This window comes from Paenibacillus sp. EZ-K15, from assembly GCF_002573715.1.
In the GTDB taxonomy this organism is placed as follows: Bacteria; Bacillota; Bacilli; order Paenibacillales; family Paenibacillaceae; genus Paenibacillus_AQ.
In genome coordinates, this window is record NZ_PDHM01000012.1 from 490,759 (window position 1) to 509,436 (window position 18,678).

Below are 18,678 nucleotides of genomic sequence, written 5' to 3' on the forward strand. Positions count from 1 at the left end.
TAAGGAATAGGGAAGTTCCCCGGAGAGATTCAGGGAACTTCCCTATTAGCATTGTGAATAGGTGCACGTACAATAGGAGCTGGGGATCAATTGCCATTCATTACGCTTTAGAAAAGGTGATGGAAATGATCAAAAAGCTGCAGCTTCCGCTGCAAACAATGAATCTGGTGCTTGGCTTTATGGTATGGGTCATCATCTCCGCGCTCCTGCCGTTTATTCGAGAGGATATCTCCATTCCGGCAGATCGGCTCGCTATTCTGACGGCTATTCCGGTGGTGCTGGGTTCGGTCCTCCGGATTCCGCTTGGCTATTACGCCAATGTGGTGGGAGCACGAATTGTTTTTATCGTCAGCTTTATCCTGCTGCTGTTTCCGGTTTATTTTATCAGCTCGGCTTCATCCTTTACGCATTTGGTCATCGGTGGCTTGTTTCTGGGGATCGGAGGGGCTGTGTTCTCGGTCGGTGTTACCTCATTGCCTAAATACTATGCGAAAGAAAAGCTAGGACTCGTAAATGGGATTTACGGGATGGGCAACATTGGCACCGCCATTACCACGTTTGCTGCACCGGTCATCGCGACTCAGATCGGATGGTCCAAAACCGTCCAGCTGTATTTAGTTCTGCTGCTGATATTTGCCGTGCTGAATGCACTCTTAGGTGACCGCAAAGAAATCAAGGTGAAGACACCGATTATGGAACAGATCAAGGGTGTATATAAAAATGAAAAACTGTGGTTTTTCTCTCTGTTTTATTTCATTACATTCGGTTCGTTCGTAGCCTTTACGGTGTACTTGCCGAACTTCCTGGTTACCCATTTTGAGCTTGCGAAGGTGGACGCCGGGATGCGGACGGCAGGGTTCATTTTGGTAGCCACTTTATTACGTCCTGTAGGCGGCTGGCTTGCAGATAAATTTAAACCGCTGTTCTTATTAATGGGCGTATTCATAGGGCTCACGGCTGCGGCCATCCTGTTGGCATTCTCTCCGTCCATTGGCTTGTATACGGCCGGATGCTTAACCATTGCCGTTGGTGCCGGTCTCGGAAACGGGGTTATTTTCAAACTCGTGCCCCTTTATTTCAACAAGCAGGCCGGCATTGTGAACGGTATCGTGTCCATGATGGGCGGCCTTGGCGGATTCTTCCCGCCGCTGATGCTTTCCTTTATCCATTCGGCTACGGGGCAGTATTCCATTGGATTCATGGCCTTATCGCAGGTTGCGCTTGCCAGTTTCGTTATTGTGGTATGGATGTACTACCAGGACAAACTTTCCGTGCAATCCGAGGTGTTTAACTCCACCGGCCAGGGGATTCTGGTTACGGATCCGAACGGTAGGATCAATGCCGTCAATCCGGCATTCACGAAGTTAACCGGATATTCGGAGGAGGAAGTGCTCGGCAAAAATCCGAGCGTATTGAAGTCCGGAAGACAATCACCGGCGTTTTATCAGGCGATGTGGTCTGAAATCAGGGAACACGGGAGCTGGCAGGGGGAGATTTGGAACCGCCGGAAAGACGGGGAAGAGTACTTGGAGCTGCTGACGATTAATTCGGTAAAGGACGAGTCGGGTGACATCGTGCAATATGTGGGTACCTTCAGCGATATTACTTATCATCCGCCTGGCCGTTGTTCGAATGACTGAAGATATGAATCATGATGGGTATGAGTCGATGGATTGGAGAGGGAGAGACGCATGAAAAAGACGAGGATTGTCATCCCACGGGAGCATGGTGGCTGGGCCATGGTCAGTGTACCCTATTTCATAGGAATGGCGGCAGCCAAGCCGGTTCTGCTGCACCTTCTGCTATTTTTGGCCTGGTTATGTTTATACATGGCGTCCTATCCGTTTCTGCAATCCTTAAAGAAGACGTCCCAACGTAAAACTTGGATATCCTGGGGGATCGTTTATGCCCTTGTCGCCGCCCCGTTTCTGATTCCGGTGCTTGTCTTCAAACCGTCGATGCTCTGGTTTGCACCTGTGCTGCTCATCCTGATCATGGTGAATGTTTGGCATGTCCTTCAGAAAGCGGAGCGTGCGCTGTTAAATGATATTTGCGCGATTCTGCTGTTCTGTACCGGCGGCGCTGCTGCTTATATGCTGGGGGGCGGTGGTTTCGATCCGATGCTTGCCGCCGTCGTTGTGTATAATTTCCTATATTTCACGGGCACCGTGTTCTTTGTCAAATCGGTCTTCCGTGAGCGGAAAAACAGGCGCTGGACGATATACGCAAGAATATATCATGCCGTCATGTTGGTACTGCCGGTAGTCTTCGGGAATCCATGGATGTGTCTGCCATTCCTATTTCCGTTCATCAAGACCTTACTGTATTCCGGAAAAGCAATGAAACCGATGAAGGTCGGAATGATCGAGATTGTGGGTTCCGTCCAGTTTTTATTGCTGTCAATGATCTTGATGTAGTTTGCCGTTTTCATAAAAATCGATTCCATCGTCCATTCTGTTATAATAAGTGAAGGTATACAGAAGGGAACGATGTTCATATGACATATACAGCGCAGCAGGTGGCCGAATGGATGGTGGAGGAAATCCGGTTTACGGGTAATTTGTATCAGACGGAGGCCATCCGCTATGTACGCGAGAACTTCGGGGAAGAGTTTGTTTTCGTTAACGAAAACGGTAATGCCTCGCTGTCCAAGGAAGTGAAGAAGGCATTCCGCAAACTGCATGGCGGTCGGATCGCTTGGGATCGTGACGGATTCATGTGGGCATGGACGTAGTCTTGCTGTGAAAAAAATAATAAGGGCGAAGAGGGGCCGGTTTGGGCCACCCTGCCTATCATAATGAGAACAGCTGCCCTGAAACCAGGGCAGCTGTTTTTTATCCTGACTTATTTGATTCGGTGAATCGTGAATTGACCGGTTGAAGCGTGCAGGGCTTTCACAGCCTGCTCCGGGTCCAGCTGGCGATGCCGCTCTACCGCATAACGGAACTCGTAGAAGCCGCCGAGCGTCGCCTTGAAGTTGGTTTCCCAGTAGTTGGTCAATATCCAGGCATACGTGGAAGGACGGCTGTCCGCAGGCTGCATGGTGTGGAGCAGCCGGGGCGCGTGCTCCAGCGTTCCCAGCTGTACGAGCGGTGTGTCTGTCATAGACAAGATGAGCGCTTCCCGTTCTTTGGCCGAGTGCCAGAATATTCCCTCTTGGACACTGGTATAATCCAGGCAGGTTCCGGGAATCTGATCCTTCCATGGCCGGACATGACAGCCGGCTTTTTCTACATATAGCTCGGCTTCAGTGCCCATAGTGAATGGCAAAGCCACGTATACATTTTCCGGCAGCCAGACGCTGTCCTTGTGGAAGCGGACGGACACCTCGACACGAGGCTGGTTCGCATACATCTTGATGTGGAGGGCATAGTAGCTGAGCCCTTTCACGTCAAAGACCAGCTCCACCAGGGCAAATAGCGGCCCGTTGTCCAGCACGGTGACTCGGGTCAAGCGTCCGGTATCCCGCTGGACGTTCGTGCCCTTCCGGTTGCGTCCCATGCGGCGGCGGGTTGAGCATATTTCGGACGGATTATGCTCATCCTGTGCCGGCGTTACCTCGTAGATGGGGGCGAAAGGGGCGTGCTCGCATGTGCCGTCCAGCAGGTCTGCTGAGCGCGTCTTATCGATCCAGGCCGTAATGCCTTCGTTCATCTCCCATTCGATCCGGAAGGATTCGGATTCGATCGAACGCTTGCCCACCACGATTGGATAAGGAGTTATGGGCTGAGTCTGGATATCGTCGATTCCTTCGCACGCAATCGGTTCGGTGTTGCGCGCAGTCACCATGTTCCCGGAAGCGGAGAGTGCATCCGGTGTTTCGTGCGGATGGATGTACAAGATCCTGGACTCATCCGGTTTAAGTGAGAGCTGCGTGACAAGCGCCCCCGTGTGTGCCAATTGGTACGGTAGCGCCTGCCCGGTCGTTTCGTCGATGAGCTCGAACCTTTTCTTCAGGAGCACATGTTCCCAACCATCCAGCGGGATGGCGACCTGCAGTGTCGCCGCGGCCGGCTCCGTGTTGATCACCTCGTAGCGCAAGGGACGATGAGGGGCAAGCAGTGCGCCCTGACGGGCAACAAGCGTTTTATCCAGCGCCCGGTAAGCCAGCTTGCTGGCTTCGGCCGCATAGGCTTGCTTCCGCACCTCCAGCATTTGCACCTGCGGGTGCCATGGCTCATACACGGAGGAATGATAGCCCCATGTATGCTCCGCGTACATGGTCAGTGCCTGTGAGGCATCCTCGATCTCGGTCAGGCTTGCCGCACCTTGGACCGGATCGAGCCGCTTGACCTTGCGAAGGGTGCGCTGGGCATCCCGGTAAATCTGGGTATGCATTGCTGTTGAAGCCACCCCATCGGTCCACCAGTCCGGCCAATCCCCCCGGTGTACCGGAAGTGCGGACAGGTCCTCCTGTTTCAATGCTGCAAAAAATTCGGACAGCGTAGCCATCTTAATGGTGATTTGATCGCCGTATTGTTCATTCCAATTCGTAATCCACTCCGCGATATCCGCATTCGGGGATGCATTGTCCGTGCCTAGGCCTGAGACCATGACCGGAACGAAGGAGTAGGGGTAGGATTCCTGCTCGAGATTCCATAAATACCGGTTAATCCGTAAAGCAGCGATGTCGTTATGACGTTGTTCAGGCTCCATCAGGTTATGCTGAAGCTCGTCCTTGATGATGTATTTGCCTAGTGCATCCGGACAGAACCCGAGCTCGTTGCCGAACATATAATGTTCGCCGTTCCAGACAAGCAGCTTGCCGCCATTGGGACTTTCCCACCAGAACGGCGTTTGTTTGCGGCCCAGTGGATACATGCCGTGATGCGTATGAATGCAGGAAAACAAATGCTCGATGTTATGTTGCAGCAGGCTTTCGGCATACCCCCAGCTGTACCCGTTAATGTCGGCGGTCATGGCGCTGTCGATCCGATGTCCGAAGGTCTCCGCGAACCTTTGCGCCTTGCCGTGATTCCGCAGAAGGAGGTCGAAATCCGGAAGCTCGGTCATATTGAGATAGGTTCCGGACAGTTCGATATCGCCACGTTTCACCGCTTGTTGAAAAGCTTCTTTCTCTGCCGGAGTTGCTGCTTCGAGAAATTTCTCAACGGCCCAGAAGGTCTCGCAGGTCCAGCGGAATGTTTTCCATTCCGGGCGCTCCCCGCGGTGTGCGGCTTCCGTGATGTCTAGTGCCTGGCGGATAAAATCCACATGGTACTGCTCAATTCTTTCTTGGCGCTCGGTGTAGCCGATATCTGTGTGGGAATGATGGATGACATAGATCGTCCAGGGGCGGGCGGGTCGATGACCGCCTTGAGTGGATAGGTTCATAATATTGGTGACCTCCTATAAATTAATTGGGAGCGGAAACATGATGATCCGGATCCCCGAATAACTTCTCAATGCCGTTAAACACAGCCGCCGTTCCATCTGCGAGACTGTGAACCGGAACGGCATGCCTGCCTAAAGCTAGCTGGATATCCCTTTCCCATAAGGGCAAGCTGTACGAGATTTGTCCGCCCAGCACCAGGCGGCTCGGTTTGAACTCGGATAGATAAGGGAGAAGCATCTCCCCTAGCTTGGTGCCGTATTCCCGGAATACATCCTGAGCTTGCGAGTTACCGCCCTTGGCTGCTTCAGCGAGGTCGGCTACATCGATCCCGTCGGTCAGGAGACCCCGCTCCGAAGCCATGTTCAGAATGCCCCTTCTCCCGAAATAGCTGTCCACGATGTGATCCCGGTAAGGCTCCGCAAATAGCATTCCGCTGCTTGGGATACCGTGTCTGCCGGCTACGATTTGACCATTCTCCACAAAGGCAGAGCCAAGGCCTGTACCGAGCGTAAGACATAGGAGACGCTCCGATGGGAACCGGACGCCGACCCCAAGCCCGAACATGAAGGCGTCATTCCCGAACCGGATATCGGCCGCAGTCAGACGATTCATCGTGACACCCGGGAAGGATGGCTTGAGTCTCTGAAATTCGAAACGGAGCAGATCCCGAACCGACAGCTTGAACAGGGCTTCATATTTGCCGATGCCTTGAAGAAGCGCGATGCCCTTTGCATAATCGAAGGGCCCCGGAAAAGCAAAGCCGATCCGGATCGAATCGTAATAATCCAATGGCCGGAAGGCCGAAGCGTAATAGGTGATCAGATCATGACAGGCTTGAGCAAAGCTGGCGATTGTATCCGCTGCGGCTCCTTGGGATTCTGAAGGCCGGGTTAGGAACGAGCCGGGGATCAGCTGCCCGTTCACGATGAGCGCTCCCTTCAAAGCGGTGCCGCCAGCATCGAGCGCGATCGTGATAGGGGCAGGGGAAGGCACGCTTTCTGGATCGGCGCTATCATTGCGGCTCATTGAAACTCCCCGCTTTCGGTTGCCCAGTGAGGCGGAAGAAGCGGAAGATTCCACTCCGGATTGACTCTGGCGGCGATCAAGGTGCACGGGGAGCCGGACAGGTTCTCCAGACGGTATTCTCCCACACATGCCGGGACAATGTAGGATTCCGCATAACCCCATTCAACGGCCGCACCCTCGTCCGCTGCCGGTACAAGGCGGACACGTTCACCTTCCACAAGGTTGTACATGACGAATTCTCCTTGTGTGTCTGCATTCCATGTTTCATGCAGGGTCAGCCTGCTGACCTGGAATAGCAGATCATCCCGTTGACCGAGCAGTTCCTCCGAACTGCTGCCTTGACGGCTTATGACGGTTGGCCGGGCGATAAGTCCGCTTTCTACCGCTGACGTATTCATGGCGTCATTGATATTGTGGCGTGCATGCTCAGGGTTCATCGGGCGCGGCTTGCCATCCGCGTCCATCCGTAAGTAATCGTAGATCTTGAACGTGAACCACCAGGTGGTTGAGGAGATTTCCAGCACCAGATTATCCCTGCCAGAGCAGTGGACCGTGCCTGGTGGAATGAGGTAAAGATCCCCTGTTTGCGAATCGTACTCGTTAACGTAGGCGGAGAGCTCAAGCGGCTCTTCCTGAAGCTGGGCGTCTTCCACTGCTTCAAGCAGACGTCCGCCGCTAATTCCTTCCTTCAGCCCGAGATACACCTTGGCTCCCGGGGCATTCCGCATGATGTAGTACGACTCTTGCTGCGTCATATGTTCATTGAACCGTGACTCGGCATATTCTTGCAGCGGATGCACCTGCAGCGATAGCTCGCCGCCCTGCATTGTATCGAGATAATCAAACCGGATCGGGAAATAATCGCCGAACAGCCGGACATTACGCGTTCCCATGATCTCCTGAGGCGCTGTCTCCATCAGCAATGTGAACGGAACCTCGAAGGTGATGTCCTGCACGCGCAGCAGAAGCGTATTCTCGGGAGCGATGGGCTCAAAGCTCCAGGCGCAGTTCGGCCATTCGTCGGGAAGGCCGCATAATTCCTTAAGGTATTGACCACCCCATATTCCCGGGGCAAAAAACGGCTTGACCCGAAACGGCTGCTGACTAGCTTTATGCAGTACGTTTGCTAAGGCTGCTGCCGGCAGCCACACCGGCTCTTCCGGACGATTGAAGTCCATGTAGAACGCTTTATTGTCCGAGCGTTCGGCATGGGTATAATGGGCTAACCAGTCACGACGATAAGTCTCCCAGACGGGCCATTCGAGAAATAAACAATTCTTGTAAGTCTCAACCTTGTCGTGGGAGACGCCCAAGCCGAAGCTGCCCATATGCTGGGCATGGCGCCGCTGCTGGTTTTCGCGGGAATAATCGGCGTAGAAACGAAGGTCGGGGGTCCGGCCTTCAAGCAGCGAAGCGCCGGGCCCCTGCAGTACGTATATGCCGCGCATTGCGTCAAATTCAAGCGCACTTTTTTTCAAGGCAGACCGTGCGTCCAGTTGAAAGTATTGAATGGGGCGGACATCGGTTGCTTTATAGCCGAATGCCCGGTTATCAGTCAGATAAGGAGCCATCTCGGCCCGGAGCTCGGCTTCGGGTTTGACATAATCGGACGTGGAATCGCATGAGAAGGTGATCCCTTCTTGCTTACAGGTTTGCTGAAGCTTTGCCAGAAGTTTATCGAAATCCGCGCCGTGTGTTCCGTCAAGCGTAATGAAGATACTGCTCTTTTCTTGCGCTTCATGCTGGGATTTTTGTTTGTAGGTCGATAGGATCAACGAACACCATGAGTCGATCCCGCTCTTCATGAATTGGGGTCCGTTTCGAAAGTCCAAGTGGTTGATCGGGTGTGATTGAAAGGCTGTTGCAGGTTTCATGGATAGATGGATCCTCCCTTCCGGAATGTCTGTTACGACTTCATTGTAGAAGGCAAGGGAGGATCCGTCTTTATAAAAAGAGGAAGTGTTTTTGTACGATCAGGACATCGACGTCTCTAGCCGCTAAAGCTCGGAGTCGTAACGACCTTCCGAAAACTGCGACCGCCGGAAGCGGGCCGGGGTTACACCAAGCTTGGACGTAAACACCCGGGTGAAGTAGTGCACGGACTCGAATCCGCAAGAGATGGCAATCTCTTTGATCTGCCGGTCTGTATTCAGAAGCAGGTGTTTAGCCTGCTGCACGCGCTGCTCCTGCACATAATGAACAAAGGATTGATGTCCGTATTTCCGGAACAGTCTTGTCAAATGACGGGTCGTAACGTGAAGATGGCCAGCCACCCGCTCCAGCGAGAGCGGCTCGCCCAGATTATCCTTGATAAACAATTCGGCCTGATGAAACATCGAAGCTCCTTCTTCGTTTGCTCCACCATCGGAAGGTTCTTGGTAGAAACCGGGGCCGTGGGCAGCCAGAATCGATAATATGAGTGAAATAGCCATGCTGTGCAGCATATGCGGCGGGTGCTGCTTACCGCCAGAGCCCGATTGAAACACGGATAACAGCGAAAGCCACAAGAGTCCGGGCGCTTGCCCGGCACCTTCCTGAAGCACGGGAATGCCTTGGCTTGCTAACCTTCGGAAAGCAGCCGTATGGAGATCATTGTTTGCCGATTCATCCAGCTCAAAGGCAACATAACATAAGGACAAGCCTTCCCTGCTCTTAATTTGGTGCTGGACCCCCGGCCTTGAGAGAAACAGGGTGCCTGGATGAAGATGGAACTCTGTCTCGTTTTCGATATAGGAGCCGCAGCCTGTCAACACGTAACAAGCTTCAAAAAAAGAATGCTTATGCTCTGTATTGTCGTAGTGGCGCGGCATAAATCCCCAGTAGTGGATCCGGATGCTCAGTTCCTGCTGATCGATACGGTTCAGGGTTCGGTTTAATATGGAATTGGCCCGTTTAAATAACGGGATGAAAGTTTCGTCATCGATTTGCATGGGAGATGGTGCTCCTTCTCGGAATTGGTGGATTTTCTCTAGCAAGAATATAGGGCTAAATGGGACTTATGATTACTCTCTATTGTATATCATAGATAAGTTTTATTGAAAAAATGGGTATAGTGATGTAATGCATAGACAGCTACACAAGTTCTTCATAAGTAGTTGTTATGCTATGAACATTCAATATAAGAGAGGAGTTCATTATATGTTAGCTAAGAAACGATGGAAGCCGCTTATTCTGGTTGCTTTAGCATCCCTAATTCTCATACTGGGAGCCTGCGGTAATACGAAGAGCGCAGACCCCGATAACAAGGAAAACACGGAGGCCACCGGGAACATGGATGGCATGGATCATGGCAGCATGAACCATTCCGGCTCGGGCGAGGTTCCGGAAGGGTTGAAGGCGGCAGAGAATCCAACCTATGCGGTGGGCACCCAAGCGATCATTGAATCCGATCACATGCCCGGAATGAAGGGGGCCAAGGCAACGATTGTCGGGGCGTACGATACGACGGTGTACACGATATCGTATACGCCGACGAGCGGCGGACCCGAAGTAAAGGATCATAAATGGGTGATTCATGAGGAGCTGGAGGATGCCGGGAAGGAGCCCCTTAAGCCTGGAACGGAAGCGGTCGTGAATGCGGATCATATGGAGGGAATGAAGGGGGCCACTGCCGTTATCGATTCCGCCGAACAAACGACGGTCTATATGGTGGATTTCACGACAACAACCGGCGAAGAAGTCAAGAACCATAAGTGGGTGACAGAAAGCGAGCTGGCCCCCTTACAATAGAAGTTTTATGAAAAAAAGAAAACAATCGTTCTCTATATCAAGAGAGCGATTGTTTTTTGTGCAATATGGCCGTAAGGCTCAGCTTTCTTTGATCTGCTGCAGTGCGTCCGTCACTTCCGGATATCGAAACTGGAAGCCATGACGCAGCGCTTTGGCCGGAAGGATTCGCTGGCCCTTTAGCAGAATGAGCGACATTTCACCCAGGATGGTTTGGAGCATGAAAGCAGGCAAGGGGAGCCAGTGCAGACGGTGGTAGACCTTGGCGATGCTCCTGCCGAATTCATCGTTCGTGACCGCATGCGGGGAAGCCGCATTCACGGCTCCGGATATGTCCTCGTGTCGGATGCAATAATCGATCAAATCCACGATATCGTCGATATGTATCCAGGAGAGCCATTGTTTGCCGCTGCCGATCTTACCGCCTACGCCTAGTTTATAGGGCAGCAGCATTTTGGGAAGGGCTCCGCCTTTACCGCCCAGAACAACGCTGATGCGCAGCTTGATTAACCGGTCGACCGGGATGCGGTCGGCCGCTTGCTCCCATCGCTGCACAACTTCGGACGGGAAATCCATAATCGTGGCAGGGCTTTCCTCATCAAACGTTTCAAACTCGGATGTGCCGTAAATGGCCATCGCTGATGCTTGAATAACGACCGAAGGTTTATGCTCCAGGCGGTCCATCAGTTCGGCTACGGAGGAGACGGTTCGTTGTCTTGATTGAAGGATTCTCTGCTTGCCTGCTTGCGTCCAGCGTTGACTAAGGGAAGAGCCTGCTAGGTTAACGAGGGCATCCAAATCCTCAAACCGCTCGGGATGGGACTTCATCTCATCCCAGGTCAGATAAGATATAGGCCTGTCTTGTTTGTGATGGGGAGGAACGTCCGGCTTCGATCTGGTGACGATGATAACGTCATGTCCGTCGCGCTGCCAACGCGAACACATTGCCTGCCCAATGAAACCGGTGCCTCCGCAAATGGCTATTCTCATATAAACCTCCTTATACTTATCATTGGATCTAACAAGGTCACTGCTGCAGCTAATTTCGCTACCTAGTTGCGTTCGCAACTCCGCTGAATCGTTTTTCCATAGCTTCGAGGTTGTCTTATACTTCAAGCCAATAGTGCTGAGGATCATTACCCGTAAAACGTTTAAATGAGTGGTGAATGCAACATTATACAATCCATTATACAAAAAATGCGGTATGATTCCGTTATATGATTTTTCGGTCATTACTTCATTTTGTCCATGATTTAAATGGTAAGGGGTGCGGGATGGGACTTATAGAGAAACTTCAAACTTTGGTCATCATGGGCGCGGTGGCGATCGGGCTGTTATTGGGGCAGCTTCCGATTGTTTCGGAATATGCAGACTACGGGATCGTTCCTTTTTTGCTGCTGATGTTGTATGGATTGTTCTTGACGATACCGCTGCAGCAGTTAAGAGAGGCGTTCAAGAATATCAAGTTTCTGGGGGCGAGCACCGCCATTAATTTTATCTGGACGCCGCTGCTTGCTTGGGGACTCGGTGCTGTCTTTCTGTCGGATCACCCGGCGCTATGGATCGGATTCATTATGTTGATGGTGACCCCATGTACCGACTGGTATTTGGTATTTACCTCGATTGCCAAGGGGAACGTGCCCTTGTCAACATCGGTGCTGCCCTTTAATCTGATCCTCCAGGTGCTGCTGCTTCCGCTATATTTGCTCTTGTTCTCCGGTACGATCGAAACGATATCGCTGGGAACGCTGGTCGAAAGCGTGCTGCTTGTGCTTGTAGTTCCGTTCACTCTTGCACATCTCACCCGTTTCTTGCTGAGAGCGAAGAAAGAGGCACTGGAGCACAAGGTGATGCCATTTTTTGGCCGGGCACAGATTGTCTTTCTATGTCTTGCCATTGTCGCGATGTTTGCGTCTCAAGGGTCATACTTATTGAATCATATGGACATGATTTATATTCTCATTGTTCCGATCTTGATTTATTTTATGATGAATTACATGCTGGGCAGCGTAGTGGGCAGAATGCTGCGTTTCTCTTACGAGGATTCGGTTAGCCTCCATTTAACAATCATTGCCCGGAACTCCCCGGTGGCTCTCGCGATCGCCGTGACGACCTTTCCGGAACAGCCGGTCATTGCCCTTGCCCTGGTTATCGGACCGCTGATCGAACTGCCCGTGCTTGCTGTTGTCTCTCAGCTGCTGCTTCTATCAAGAAGAATGAAGGCGAAGTCGATTAAATAACTGTGCTCAGGCCCTATCATGAAAGTGGCACGGTGAATCGCAGTATCAGGATAAGCTGCAAAGCCTGAGTGAGAGAGGAACCAGAAAAACAGTTTGTCGCACCCGTTGTTATTTGAGCCAGGGGGTGAACAAACTGTTTTTTTGTGCAAGCACGGCAGTGAATCGTCACGCAAACGCCTGCCTTACGATCCCAACGGCCTGGTCCAGTTCCGTTCTGGTGATGATGAGCGGAGGGGCGAAACGGATAATGGATTCATGGGTTTCTTTGCAGAGCAAACCGAGATCCTTTAGTGTCTCGCAGTAGGTTCTGGCTGGTACCTTCAGTTCCATGCCGATGAATAGGCCCCTGCCGCGCACTTCCTGAATATCGGGATGCCGAATGGATCGAAGCTGCTGAAGAAAATAGTCGCCGAGCTCCAGGGAGTTGTCTTCGAGCCCTTCCTCTATGAACACATCCATGGAAGCGATGGCCACCGCGCAGCCGAGCGGATTCCCGCCGAAGGTGGAGCCGTGGGACCCCGGCTCGAATACACCGAGAATATCGGCGTCCGCCGCCACGGCAGAGACGGGGAAAACGCCGCCGCCCAGCGCTTTTCCGAGGATGTACATATCCGGCACGACATCCTCCCAGTCGCAGGCAAAACGTTTTCCAGTCCTGCCGAAACCGGTTTGGATTTCGTCCGCGAGCAGAAGAACGCGATGCTGCTTGCACAGCTCCATTGCGCCGCTAAGGTATCCGTCAGGAGGGATGACGATACCGGATTCTCCCTGGATCGGCTCTACAAGAAAGGCGGCCGTATTCGGTGAGATGGCCTGCTTCAGCGCTTCCAGGTCGCCATAGGGGATTACTTTGAAGCCCGGCGTGAACGGGCCGAAGTCTTCCCGATATTCGCTGGATGAGGAGAAGGAGGTAACGGTGATCGTGCGGCCGTGGAAATTACCTTCGCAGACGATGATTTCAGCCTGATTGGCCGGTATGCCTTTCTTCCGGTAAGCATAGCGGCGTGCTGCCTTGAGCGCCGTCTCAACAGCCTCGGCCCCCGTATTCATGGGAAGGATCATGTCTTTATGGGTGAAAGCAGACAGCTTCTCGTAAAACTCGCCCAGTTGATCATGATGGAATGCGCGCGAAGTCAGCGTCACCTTATCTGCTTGTTCCTTTAAAGCGCCGATTATTCGGGGATGACAATGACCTGCATTCAGCGCTGAGTAGGCGCTTAACATATCGATGTACCGTTTGCCATCTGAATCCGTCACATGGATGCCTGCCGCTTCGGCAATGACGATGGGTAGCGGGTGGTAGTTTCTCGCGCCGTACCTCTCGGCTTTCTCGATATGCGGGTTTGAAGGGTCCATAGCGTTACCTCCTTGGGAGTCTTAAGAAACCTAACCGGCGGCTGGCATCGGATACCGCGCCAAAAAAGGCCTCTCATAATCAAGCATGAGGACGTGTCACAAGATGCTTTCGCCCAGCATGGAGCCGATTAAGCCGACAAGCAGCCGGGACGTTGTCTGTCCGCGGTCCAGCAGAGGGTTGTTCTCCACGAATTCGGCCGAGGTCAGAATAGCGGATTCCGACAGCATCTCCATGGCCAGATGCGCTTCCCGGTAACTGAGTCCGCCCTGAACCGGCGTTCCCGTTCCAGGTGCGATTTTCGGATCGACACTATCGATATCGAAGGAGAGGTGAACGCCATCCGTGCCCGTTGACGCTATTCGGATAGCCTCCTTCATGACTCGGAACATGCCCATGCGGTCGATGTCCTGCATCGTGAAGCAGGTAATGCCTTCCCGGCGGATGAAATCCCGTTCGCCCTGATCGAGGGAACGCGCGCCAATGAGCACCACATGCTCCGGCTTGATCGTTGATTTTACGCCGCCGATCGATGTTAGCCGCGCATCGCCTCTTCCCAAGCTGACAGCCAGCGACATGCCGTGGATATTGCCGCTTGGAGTTGTATCCGGCGTATTGAGATCGGAGTGGGCATCAATCCAGATGACGCCCAGGCTTTGATAGTGCCGGGTAAGCCCGGCTAGCGTGCCGATTGCAATGCTATGGTCACCGCCAAGGACAAGCGGGAAGACGCCCGATTGTGCCAGGGCAGACACATGAGCTGCGAGCTGCTCGTTAATCGTTATGACTTCTTTCAGATGTTTTAATTGAGGATGGTGCGTTTCATCCTTGTGTTCGGGGAGTCCAGCAAGGTCATCGACCTGGTAGGATACACCGAGCATGTCAAGCTTACGTTTCAAGCCGGCTCCGAAAATCGCATTCGGTCCCTGGCTTGCGCCGCGGCGGGTAGCACCCCGGTCAAACGGCACCGGGACGATGGTTACGGTGGACGGAAGATTTCTCATCATAGGTTCACCTCCACTTTGTAACAGTGTATTCAGGAGCCCGGCTAAGTGACTTGGGCAAACCCCTATACAAGCTGATCCAATATGGAAAGTTGAGGTGAAGCTGCCATCAGAAAAATACCCTTGATGCATGATTCACAGGGCACCGCAGGGGGCCTTATGATCCTGGATCAAGGGTTGCAAATCGTTCATATATGACAGTATATGCGGTCTGTCTTCCGAGAAAGTACGTCGATCGACGTTTATTTCACCGTTTTATTATAGGTTTCGATCTTGGAGCTAATCTCCTGGGCGGCTTTGTCCAGTGCTTCCTGCGCCGTTTTTTTGCCGTTCAGCACTTCTTCGATTGCTGTTTCCGTCAGCTGGCGGGCTTCAGGGAATACGCCCATGACAGCGCCCTGTGTTGCCAGATTGGCTTTCGTTTGATGCAATTGGTCCACGGCCGTCTGGAATTGCGGATATTTCTCCAGATTTTCTTTCACGAGGGCCTCTTCGTAAGCTTTTGTCGTTACTGGGAAGTAACCCGTGTTGATATGCCAGTAGGCTTGCGTTTGCGGCTCGGCCAAATATTTCATGAATTCCCAGGCTGCCTGCTGTTCTTCTTCCGATTTGTTGTTCATCAGCCACAGGCTTGCACCGCCGATAATAACGCCGCCTTCGCCGCCGTCAGCAGGCTTTGGAAGGAAAGCTGTGCCGACTTCGAATTTGCCTTCCGCTGCGCTGACGATACCGCGGAGCGAAGCCGTGGAGTCCAGCGTCATGGCGATTTGGCCGGCTGCAAAAGCTTTTTTGGTGTCATCCGTTTTACGTCCCAGGTTCAGCAGAACTTTATCGTCCAGCATTTGCTTCCACCATTCCAGCGTCTTCACGGCAGCGCCGTTGTTGACTTGCGAAGCGGTTGCCGGGGAAGTGCGGCCGTTGCCGTTGTTCAGCAGCTCAACGCCTTGGTTCGCAAGGAATTGCTCCATGAACCAGCCGTAGATCGCAAAGGATGCGCCGGCTTGGCCGCCTTTCGTTAGCGCCTTGGCCGCTTCGGCTACCTCTTCGTAGGTTTTTGGAGGATTTTCCGGATCCAGTCCGGCCGCTTTAAAGGCATCCTTGTTGTAGTAAAGGATCGGGTTGGAGGAGTTAAATGGCATCGAATACAATTGGTTGTCGAATGTATAGTAATTTTTAATATTCGGTTCCAAGGAGGAAATGTCGTATGCTTCAGCATCCATGAAGTCCTGAACCGGACGGATCGCCTTGGTGTCCATCATGAAACGACTGCCGATTTCGTACACCTGAATCATGGTCGGGCCGCTGTTCGATCCCAAGGAAGCCTTCAGCTTGTTCAAGCTTTCATCGTACGTTCCTTGAAACACGCCCTCTACCTGAATATCCTTGTGGGCCGCATTAAAATCGGAGATCAGCTTGTCCGCGACGGTCCCGAGCTCACCGCTCATGGAATGCCACCATACGACCTTAACAGGTTCTTTGGCCGGTTCGCTGCCGGCGGCAACGGTCGTTTCTCCAGCGGCTGGCGTATTGCTGCAAGCGGCGCTGATCAGCATGAAGCAGGAAAGCAGGAGCAGCGCGAAGGACCTTTTACCAAAACGTTTCATGATCGGTTAATCTCTCCCTTTTTGAAAATAAAGTATGGTTTGATCTATCAGAAATTGCGCGGCCCGTTTCTTATCGATAACCGGCACGCAAGGCTGATTCATTATAGTCCGACTAATATGGCGATTAGCCCTTCAACGCGCCTGCCGTGATGCCGCGGACAAGCGGCTTCAAACCGAGTGCAAGCAGCAGCAGGGAAGGAAGCAGCAGAAGGAGTACGCCGGACAGAATCAAATTCCACGAATTCATTTCTTCGAACTGCAGCATGCCAATCCCGATCTGAACGGTACGCATCTCTACGCGGTTGGTGGTCAAGAGCGGCCACAGGTACATGTTCCAATTGTTCAGGAACGAGTACACGCCCAGCGTGGCAATTCCAGGTACGGATAACGGCACCACCATGCTCAGAAAAATCCGGACATGGCCGCAGCCGTCCACGCGGGCCGCTTCAAACAGCTCCTTCGGCAGCTGCAGAAAGGCTTGTCTGAGCAGGAAGGTTCCGAAGGCGGTTGCCAGAAATGGAACGATAAGCCCTTGGTAGGTATCGAGCCAATTCAAGCTTTTGACCGTCAGATAGTTCGGGATCATGATCACTTCCCACGGGATCATCATGGTGGCGAGAAAGAGGCTGAACAGCAGTGTTTTTCCCGGGAACCGGAGGAAGGCAAAGGCGTATGCCGCCAGGCTTGCGGTCACGATCTGCCCGACCATGATGGCAATGGAGACGACCAGGCTGTTTCCGATAAAGGTAAGGACAGGGATCGTATCGATCACCTTGGCGAAATTGGACAGATTGATGGTTTCCGGAAGCAGAGGCGGAGGATAAACGGCCGATTCAGCCTCGCTCATAAGCGATGTCGACAAGGTGTATAGAAGCGGAAAGGCAACGACCAGCGAACAGAGCAGCAGCGCGAAGTAGATGAAGCTTTTGGGCATGAGACGCATGTTCATTGGTAATGCACCTTCTTCTCCACGAATTTAAATTGAAAGACGGTCAGCAGCAGAATGATCGCAAACAGGATGAGTGCTTGCGCACTGCCGATACCGAAGCGGAAGTTGACGAATGCATCCTGATAGATATTGAACACGATAACGTTGGTGCTGTTCATCGGACCTCCCTTGGTCAGGATGTTGATCTGTCCAAACGCTTGGAAGGCGCCAATAACTGACACGACGGATGTGAAGAATAACGTAGGGGAGATCAGCGGCATCGTAATCCGGAAGAAGGTTCTTAACGGACCGGAGCCGTCAATCTTGGTGCTGTCGTAGATATCCTCGGATACGCCCTGCATGCCGCTCAGCATCAGGATGTAATTAAACCCAAGATTCATCCAGACTGTCATAATGGCAACGGAGATCATGGCCCATTTCGGATCGGTCAGCCATTGGATGGGCTGCGTGCCGAGTTGCGACAGGAAATAATTCAGCATGCCCATAGTCGGATGGTAGAGGATCATCCAGATCATCGAGCCGGTACCGACGGACACGGCCATGGGCAGCGAGAATATAAAACGGAATATTTTCATGCCTTTCAGTTTATTGTGCGTCAGGGCTGCGAGCAGTATGGCGGCTGCCATGCCGGTCGGGACCGTCAGTACGATAAACAGCAGTGTGTTGCCGAAACTGGTATAAAACATCTCGGAGGCTAGTATCTCCTTGAAATTATCGAACCCTACGAATTCGGCTACCCGGCCTTGAGGATCGGTCAGGAACAAGCTCAGATAGACGGATTTGAGCAGCGGATAAAACAGAAACAGACCGAAAATGAGCAGCGAAGGTGCTAGACATGCATAAGCGAGCATGATTTCCCTGCGTCTTGTTTTCTTGATAGAGATCGGTTTCGCCGCTGTTGAAGGCTCAGCTTCGCTGACCGGCGGTGTCAGAGAATGACCCGGAGAAGGAAGCATAAATTCTTTTTCCATAATCATGTTTACCTCACTTTCCTGCTTGGCCTTACAGGTATTGAGTATAGGAGCCGGATGTAAACTCCAGTAAAGGTTTTTGTAAGAATACCGTAATTTATTGCTGGGCATGTTAGTTACTGCCGGCAACCTGACGGCTACCGTAGCCCAGCAGCCGGAGCTGATCGGTCAGCTTGCCGTCGGGGCAGCCAAAGACGTGCTCCAGGGCAAAGAGGTGGAAGAGAATATCGCCGCACCATTGAAATTGGTGGTGAAGGAGTAATCTAGCATGATTTAGAAGCGTTACCTTTTGCGATAGTAGCAGGGTAACGCTTTTTTTCCGGGAAATATATTGATCATTTCTTACAGGATGCGAAGTAACTCACAGCCTTGCGATAACGGCGGGAATACAATATCGTTAAAAGAGGACAGTTATTTCGCATATTATATTATAATGGATGTGTATGCGGTTACTTCTTAGATGTGATAA

15 protein-coding genes and 1 pseudogene are annotated in these 18,678 nt (G+C 52.4%); 6 read left to right on the forward strand and 10 right to left on the reverse strand.

Annotated elements, in window-relative coordinates:
* Positions 1 to 125: 125 nt before the first annotated feature.
* The 3 genes from CRG97_RS10300 to CRG97_RS10310 all read left to right on the forward strand — a co-directional run bounded on the left by CRG97_RS10300 (position 126) and on the right by CRG97_RS10310 (position 2,734).
* A complete protein-coding gene (locus tag CRG97_RS10300; protein WP_098742873.1) occupies positions 126 to 1,640 on the forward strand; it encodes a nitrate/nitrite transporter in 1,515 nt (504 codons plus the stop codon).
* A 51-nt stretch (positions 1,641 to 1,691) separates the two neighbouring features.
* The gene (locus CRG97_RS10305) at positions 1,692 to 2,417 is read left to right on the forward strand and encodes a YwiC-like family protein (RefSeq protein WP_098742874.1); all 726 of its coding nucleotides are present in this window, start codon (positions 1,692 to 1,694) and stop codon (positions 2,415 to 2,417) included.
* Between the two features lie 80 nt (positions 2,418 to 2,497).
* On the forward strand, positions 2,498 to 2,734 hold the full coding sequence (locus CRG97_RS10310; RefSeq protein WP_076320777.1) for a DUF6953 family protein: 237 nt from the start codon (positions 2,498 to 2,500) through the stop codon (positions 2,732 to 2,734).
* A gap of 110 nt (positions 2,735 to 2,844) precedes the next feature.
* On the opposite strand, the gene CRG97_RS10315 is transcribed toward CRG97_RS10310, so the two are convergent.
* The 4 genes from CRG97_RS10315 to CRG97_RS10330 form a co-directional block, all read right to left on the reverse strand.
* Complete coding sequence (locus CRG97_RS10315) at positions 2,845 to 5,334, reverse strand: glycoside hydrolase family 38 N-terminal domain-containing protein (RefSeq protein WP_098742875.1); 2,490 nt, start codon at positions 5,332 to 5,334, stop codon at positions 2,845 to 2,847.
* Between the two features lie 22 nt (positions 5,335 to 5,356).
* Positions 5,357 to 6,361, reverse strand: coding sequence for an ROK family protein (locus tag CRG97_RS10320; RefSeq protein ID WP_098742876.1), 1,005 nt, complete (start codon positions 6,359 to 6,361; stop codon positions 5,357 to 5,359).
* Positions 6,358 to 8,235, reverse strand: coding sequence for a class I mannose-6-phosphate isomerase (locus CRG97_RS10325; RefSeq protein WP_098742877.1), 1,878 nt, complete (start codon positions 8,233 to 8,235; stop codon positions 6,358 to 6,360). Before CRG97_RS10325 ends, CRG97_RS10320 begins: the two co-directional genes overlap by 4 nt.
* A 123-nt stretch (positions 8,236 to 8,358) precedes the next feature.
* Positions 8,359 to 9,291, reverse strand: coding sequence for an AraC family transcriptional regulator (locus CRG97_RS10330; protein WP_098742878.1), 933 nt, complete (start codon positions 9,289 to 9,291; stop codon positions 8,359 to 8,361).
* A gap of 208 nt (positions 9,292 to 9,499) precedes the next feature.
* Here CRG97_RS10330 and CRG97_RS10335 point away from each other — a divergent pair, with 208 nt between their 5' ends.
* Positions 9,500 to 10,090, forward strand: a complete 591-nt coding sequence (locus tag CRG97_RS10335; protein ID WP_098742879.1) for a YdhK family protein — start codon at positions 9,500 to 9,502, stop codon at positions 10,088 to 10,090.
* 78 nt (positions 10,091 to 10,168) lie between these two features.
* On the opposite strand, the gene CRG97_RS10340 is transcribed toward CRG97_RS10335, so the two are convergent.
* Positions 10,169 to 11,077, reverse strand: a complete 909-nt coding sequence (locus tag CRG97_RS10340; RefSeq protein WP_098742880.1) for a TIGR01777 family oxidoreductase — start codon at positions 11,075 to 11,077, stop codon at positions 10,169 to 10,171.
* 284 nt (positions 11,078 to 11,361) lie between these two features.
* On the opposite strand from CRG97_RS10340, the gene CRG97_RS10345 reads away from it, so the two are divergent.
* Complete coding sequence (locus CRG97_RS10345) at positions 11,362 to 12,327, forward strand: arsenic resistance protein (protein ID WP_098742881.1); 966 nt, start codon at positions 11,362 to 11,364, stop codon at positions 12,325 to 12,327.
* 165 nt (positions 12,328 to 12,492) lie between these two features.
* Here CRG97_RS10345 and CRG97_RS10350 read toward each other — a convergent pair whose 3' ends face one another.
* The 5 genes from CRG97_RS10350 to CRG97_RS10370 form a co-directional block, all read right to left on the reverse strand.
* Positions 12,493 to 13,683 (reverse strand): ornithine--oxo-acid transaminase, encoded by a 1,191-nt coding sequence (locus CRG97_RS10350; protein ID WP_098742882.1) that lies wholly within the window; start codon positions 13,681 to 13,683, stop codon positions 12,493 to 12,495.
* A 96-nt stretch (positions 13,684 to 13,779) separates the two neighbouring features.
* Positions 13,780 to 14,685, reverse strand: a complete 906-nt coding sequence (gene rocF, locus CRG97_RS10355; protein ID WP_098743104.1) for an arginase — start codon at positions 14,683 to 14,685, stop codon at positions 13,780 to 13,782.
* Between the two features lie 242 nt (positions 14,686 to 14,927).
* On the reverse strand, positions 14,928 to 16,289 hold the full coding sequence (locus CRG97_RS10360; RefSeq protein ID WP_098742883.1) for an ABC transporter substrate-binding protein: 1,362 nt from the start codon (positions 16,287 to 16,289) through the stop codon (positions 14,928 to 14,930).
* A 124-nt stretch (positions 16,290 to 16,413) separates the two neighbouring features.
* Positions 16,414 to 17,238, reverse strand: coding sequence for a carbohydrate ABC transporter permease (locus CRG97_RS10365; protein WP_098742884.1), 825 nt, complete (start codon positions 17,236 to 17,238; stop codon positions 16,414 to 16,416).
* Complete coding sequence (locus CRG97_RS10370) at positions 17,235 to 18,215, reverse strand: carbohydrate ABC transporter permease (RefSeq protein WP_076320789.1); 981 nt, start codon at positions 18,213 to 18,215, stop codon at positions 17,235 to 17,237. The genes CRG97_RS10365 and CRG97_RS10370 overlap by 4 nt, the downstream gene beginning before the upstream one ends.
* 109 nt (positions 18,216 to 18,324) lie before the next feature.
* Between CRG97_RS10370 and CRG97_RS10375 the strand changes: the two are divergent.
* A pseudogene (locus CRG97_RS10375) lies at positions 18,325 to 18,471 on the forward strand (D-ribose ABC transporter substrate-binding protein); the annotation flags it as partial.
* Positions 18,472 to 18,678: the final 207 nt, after the last annotated feature.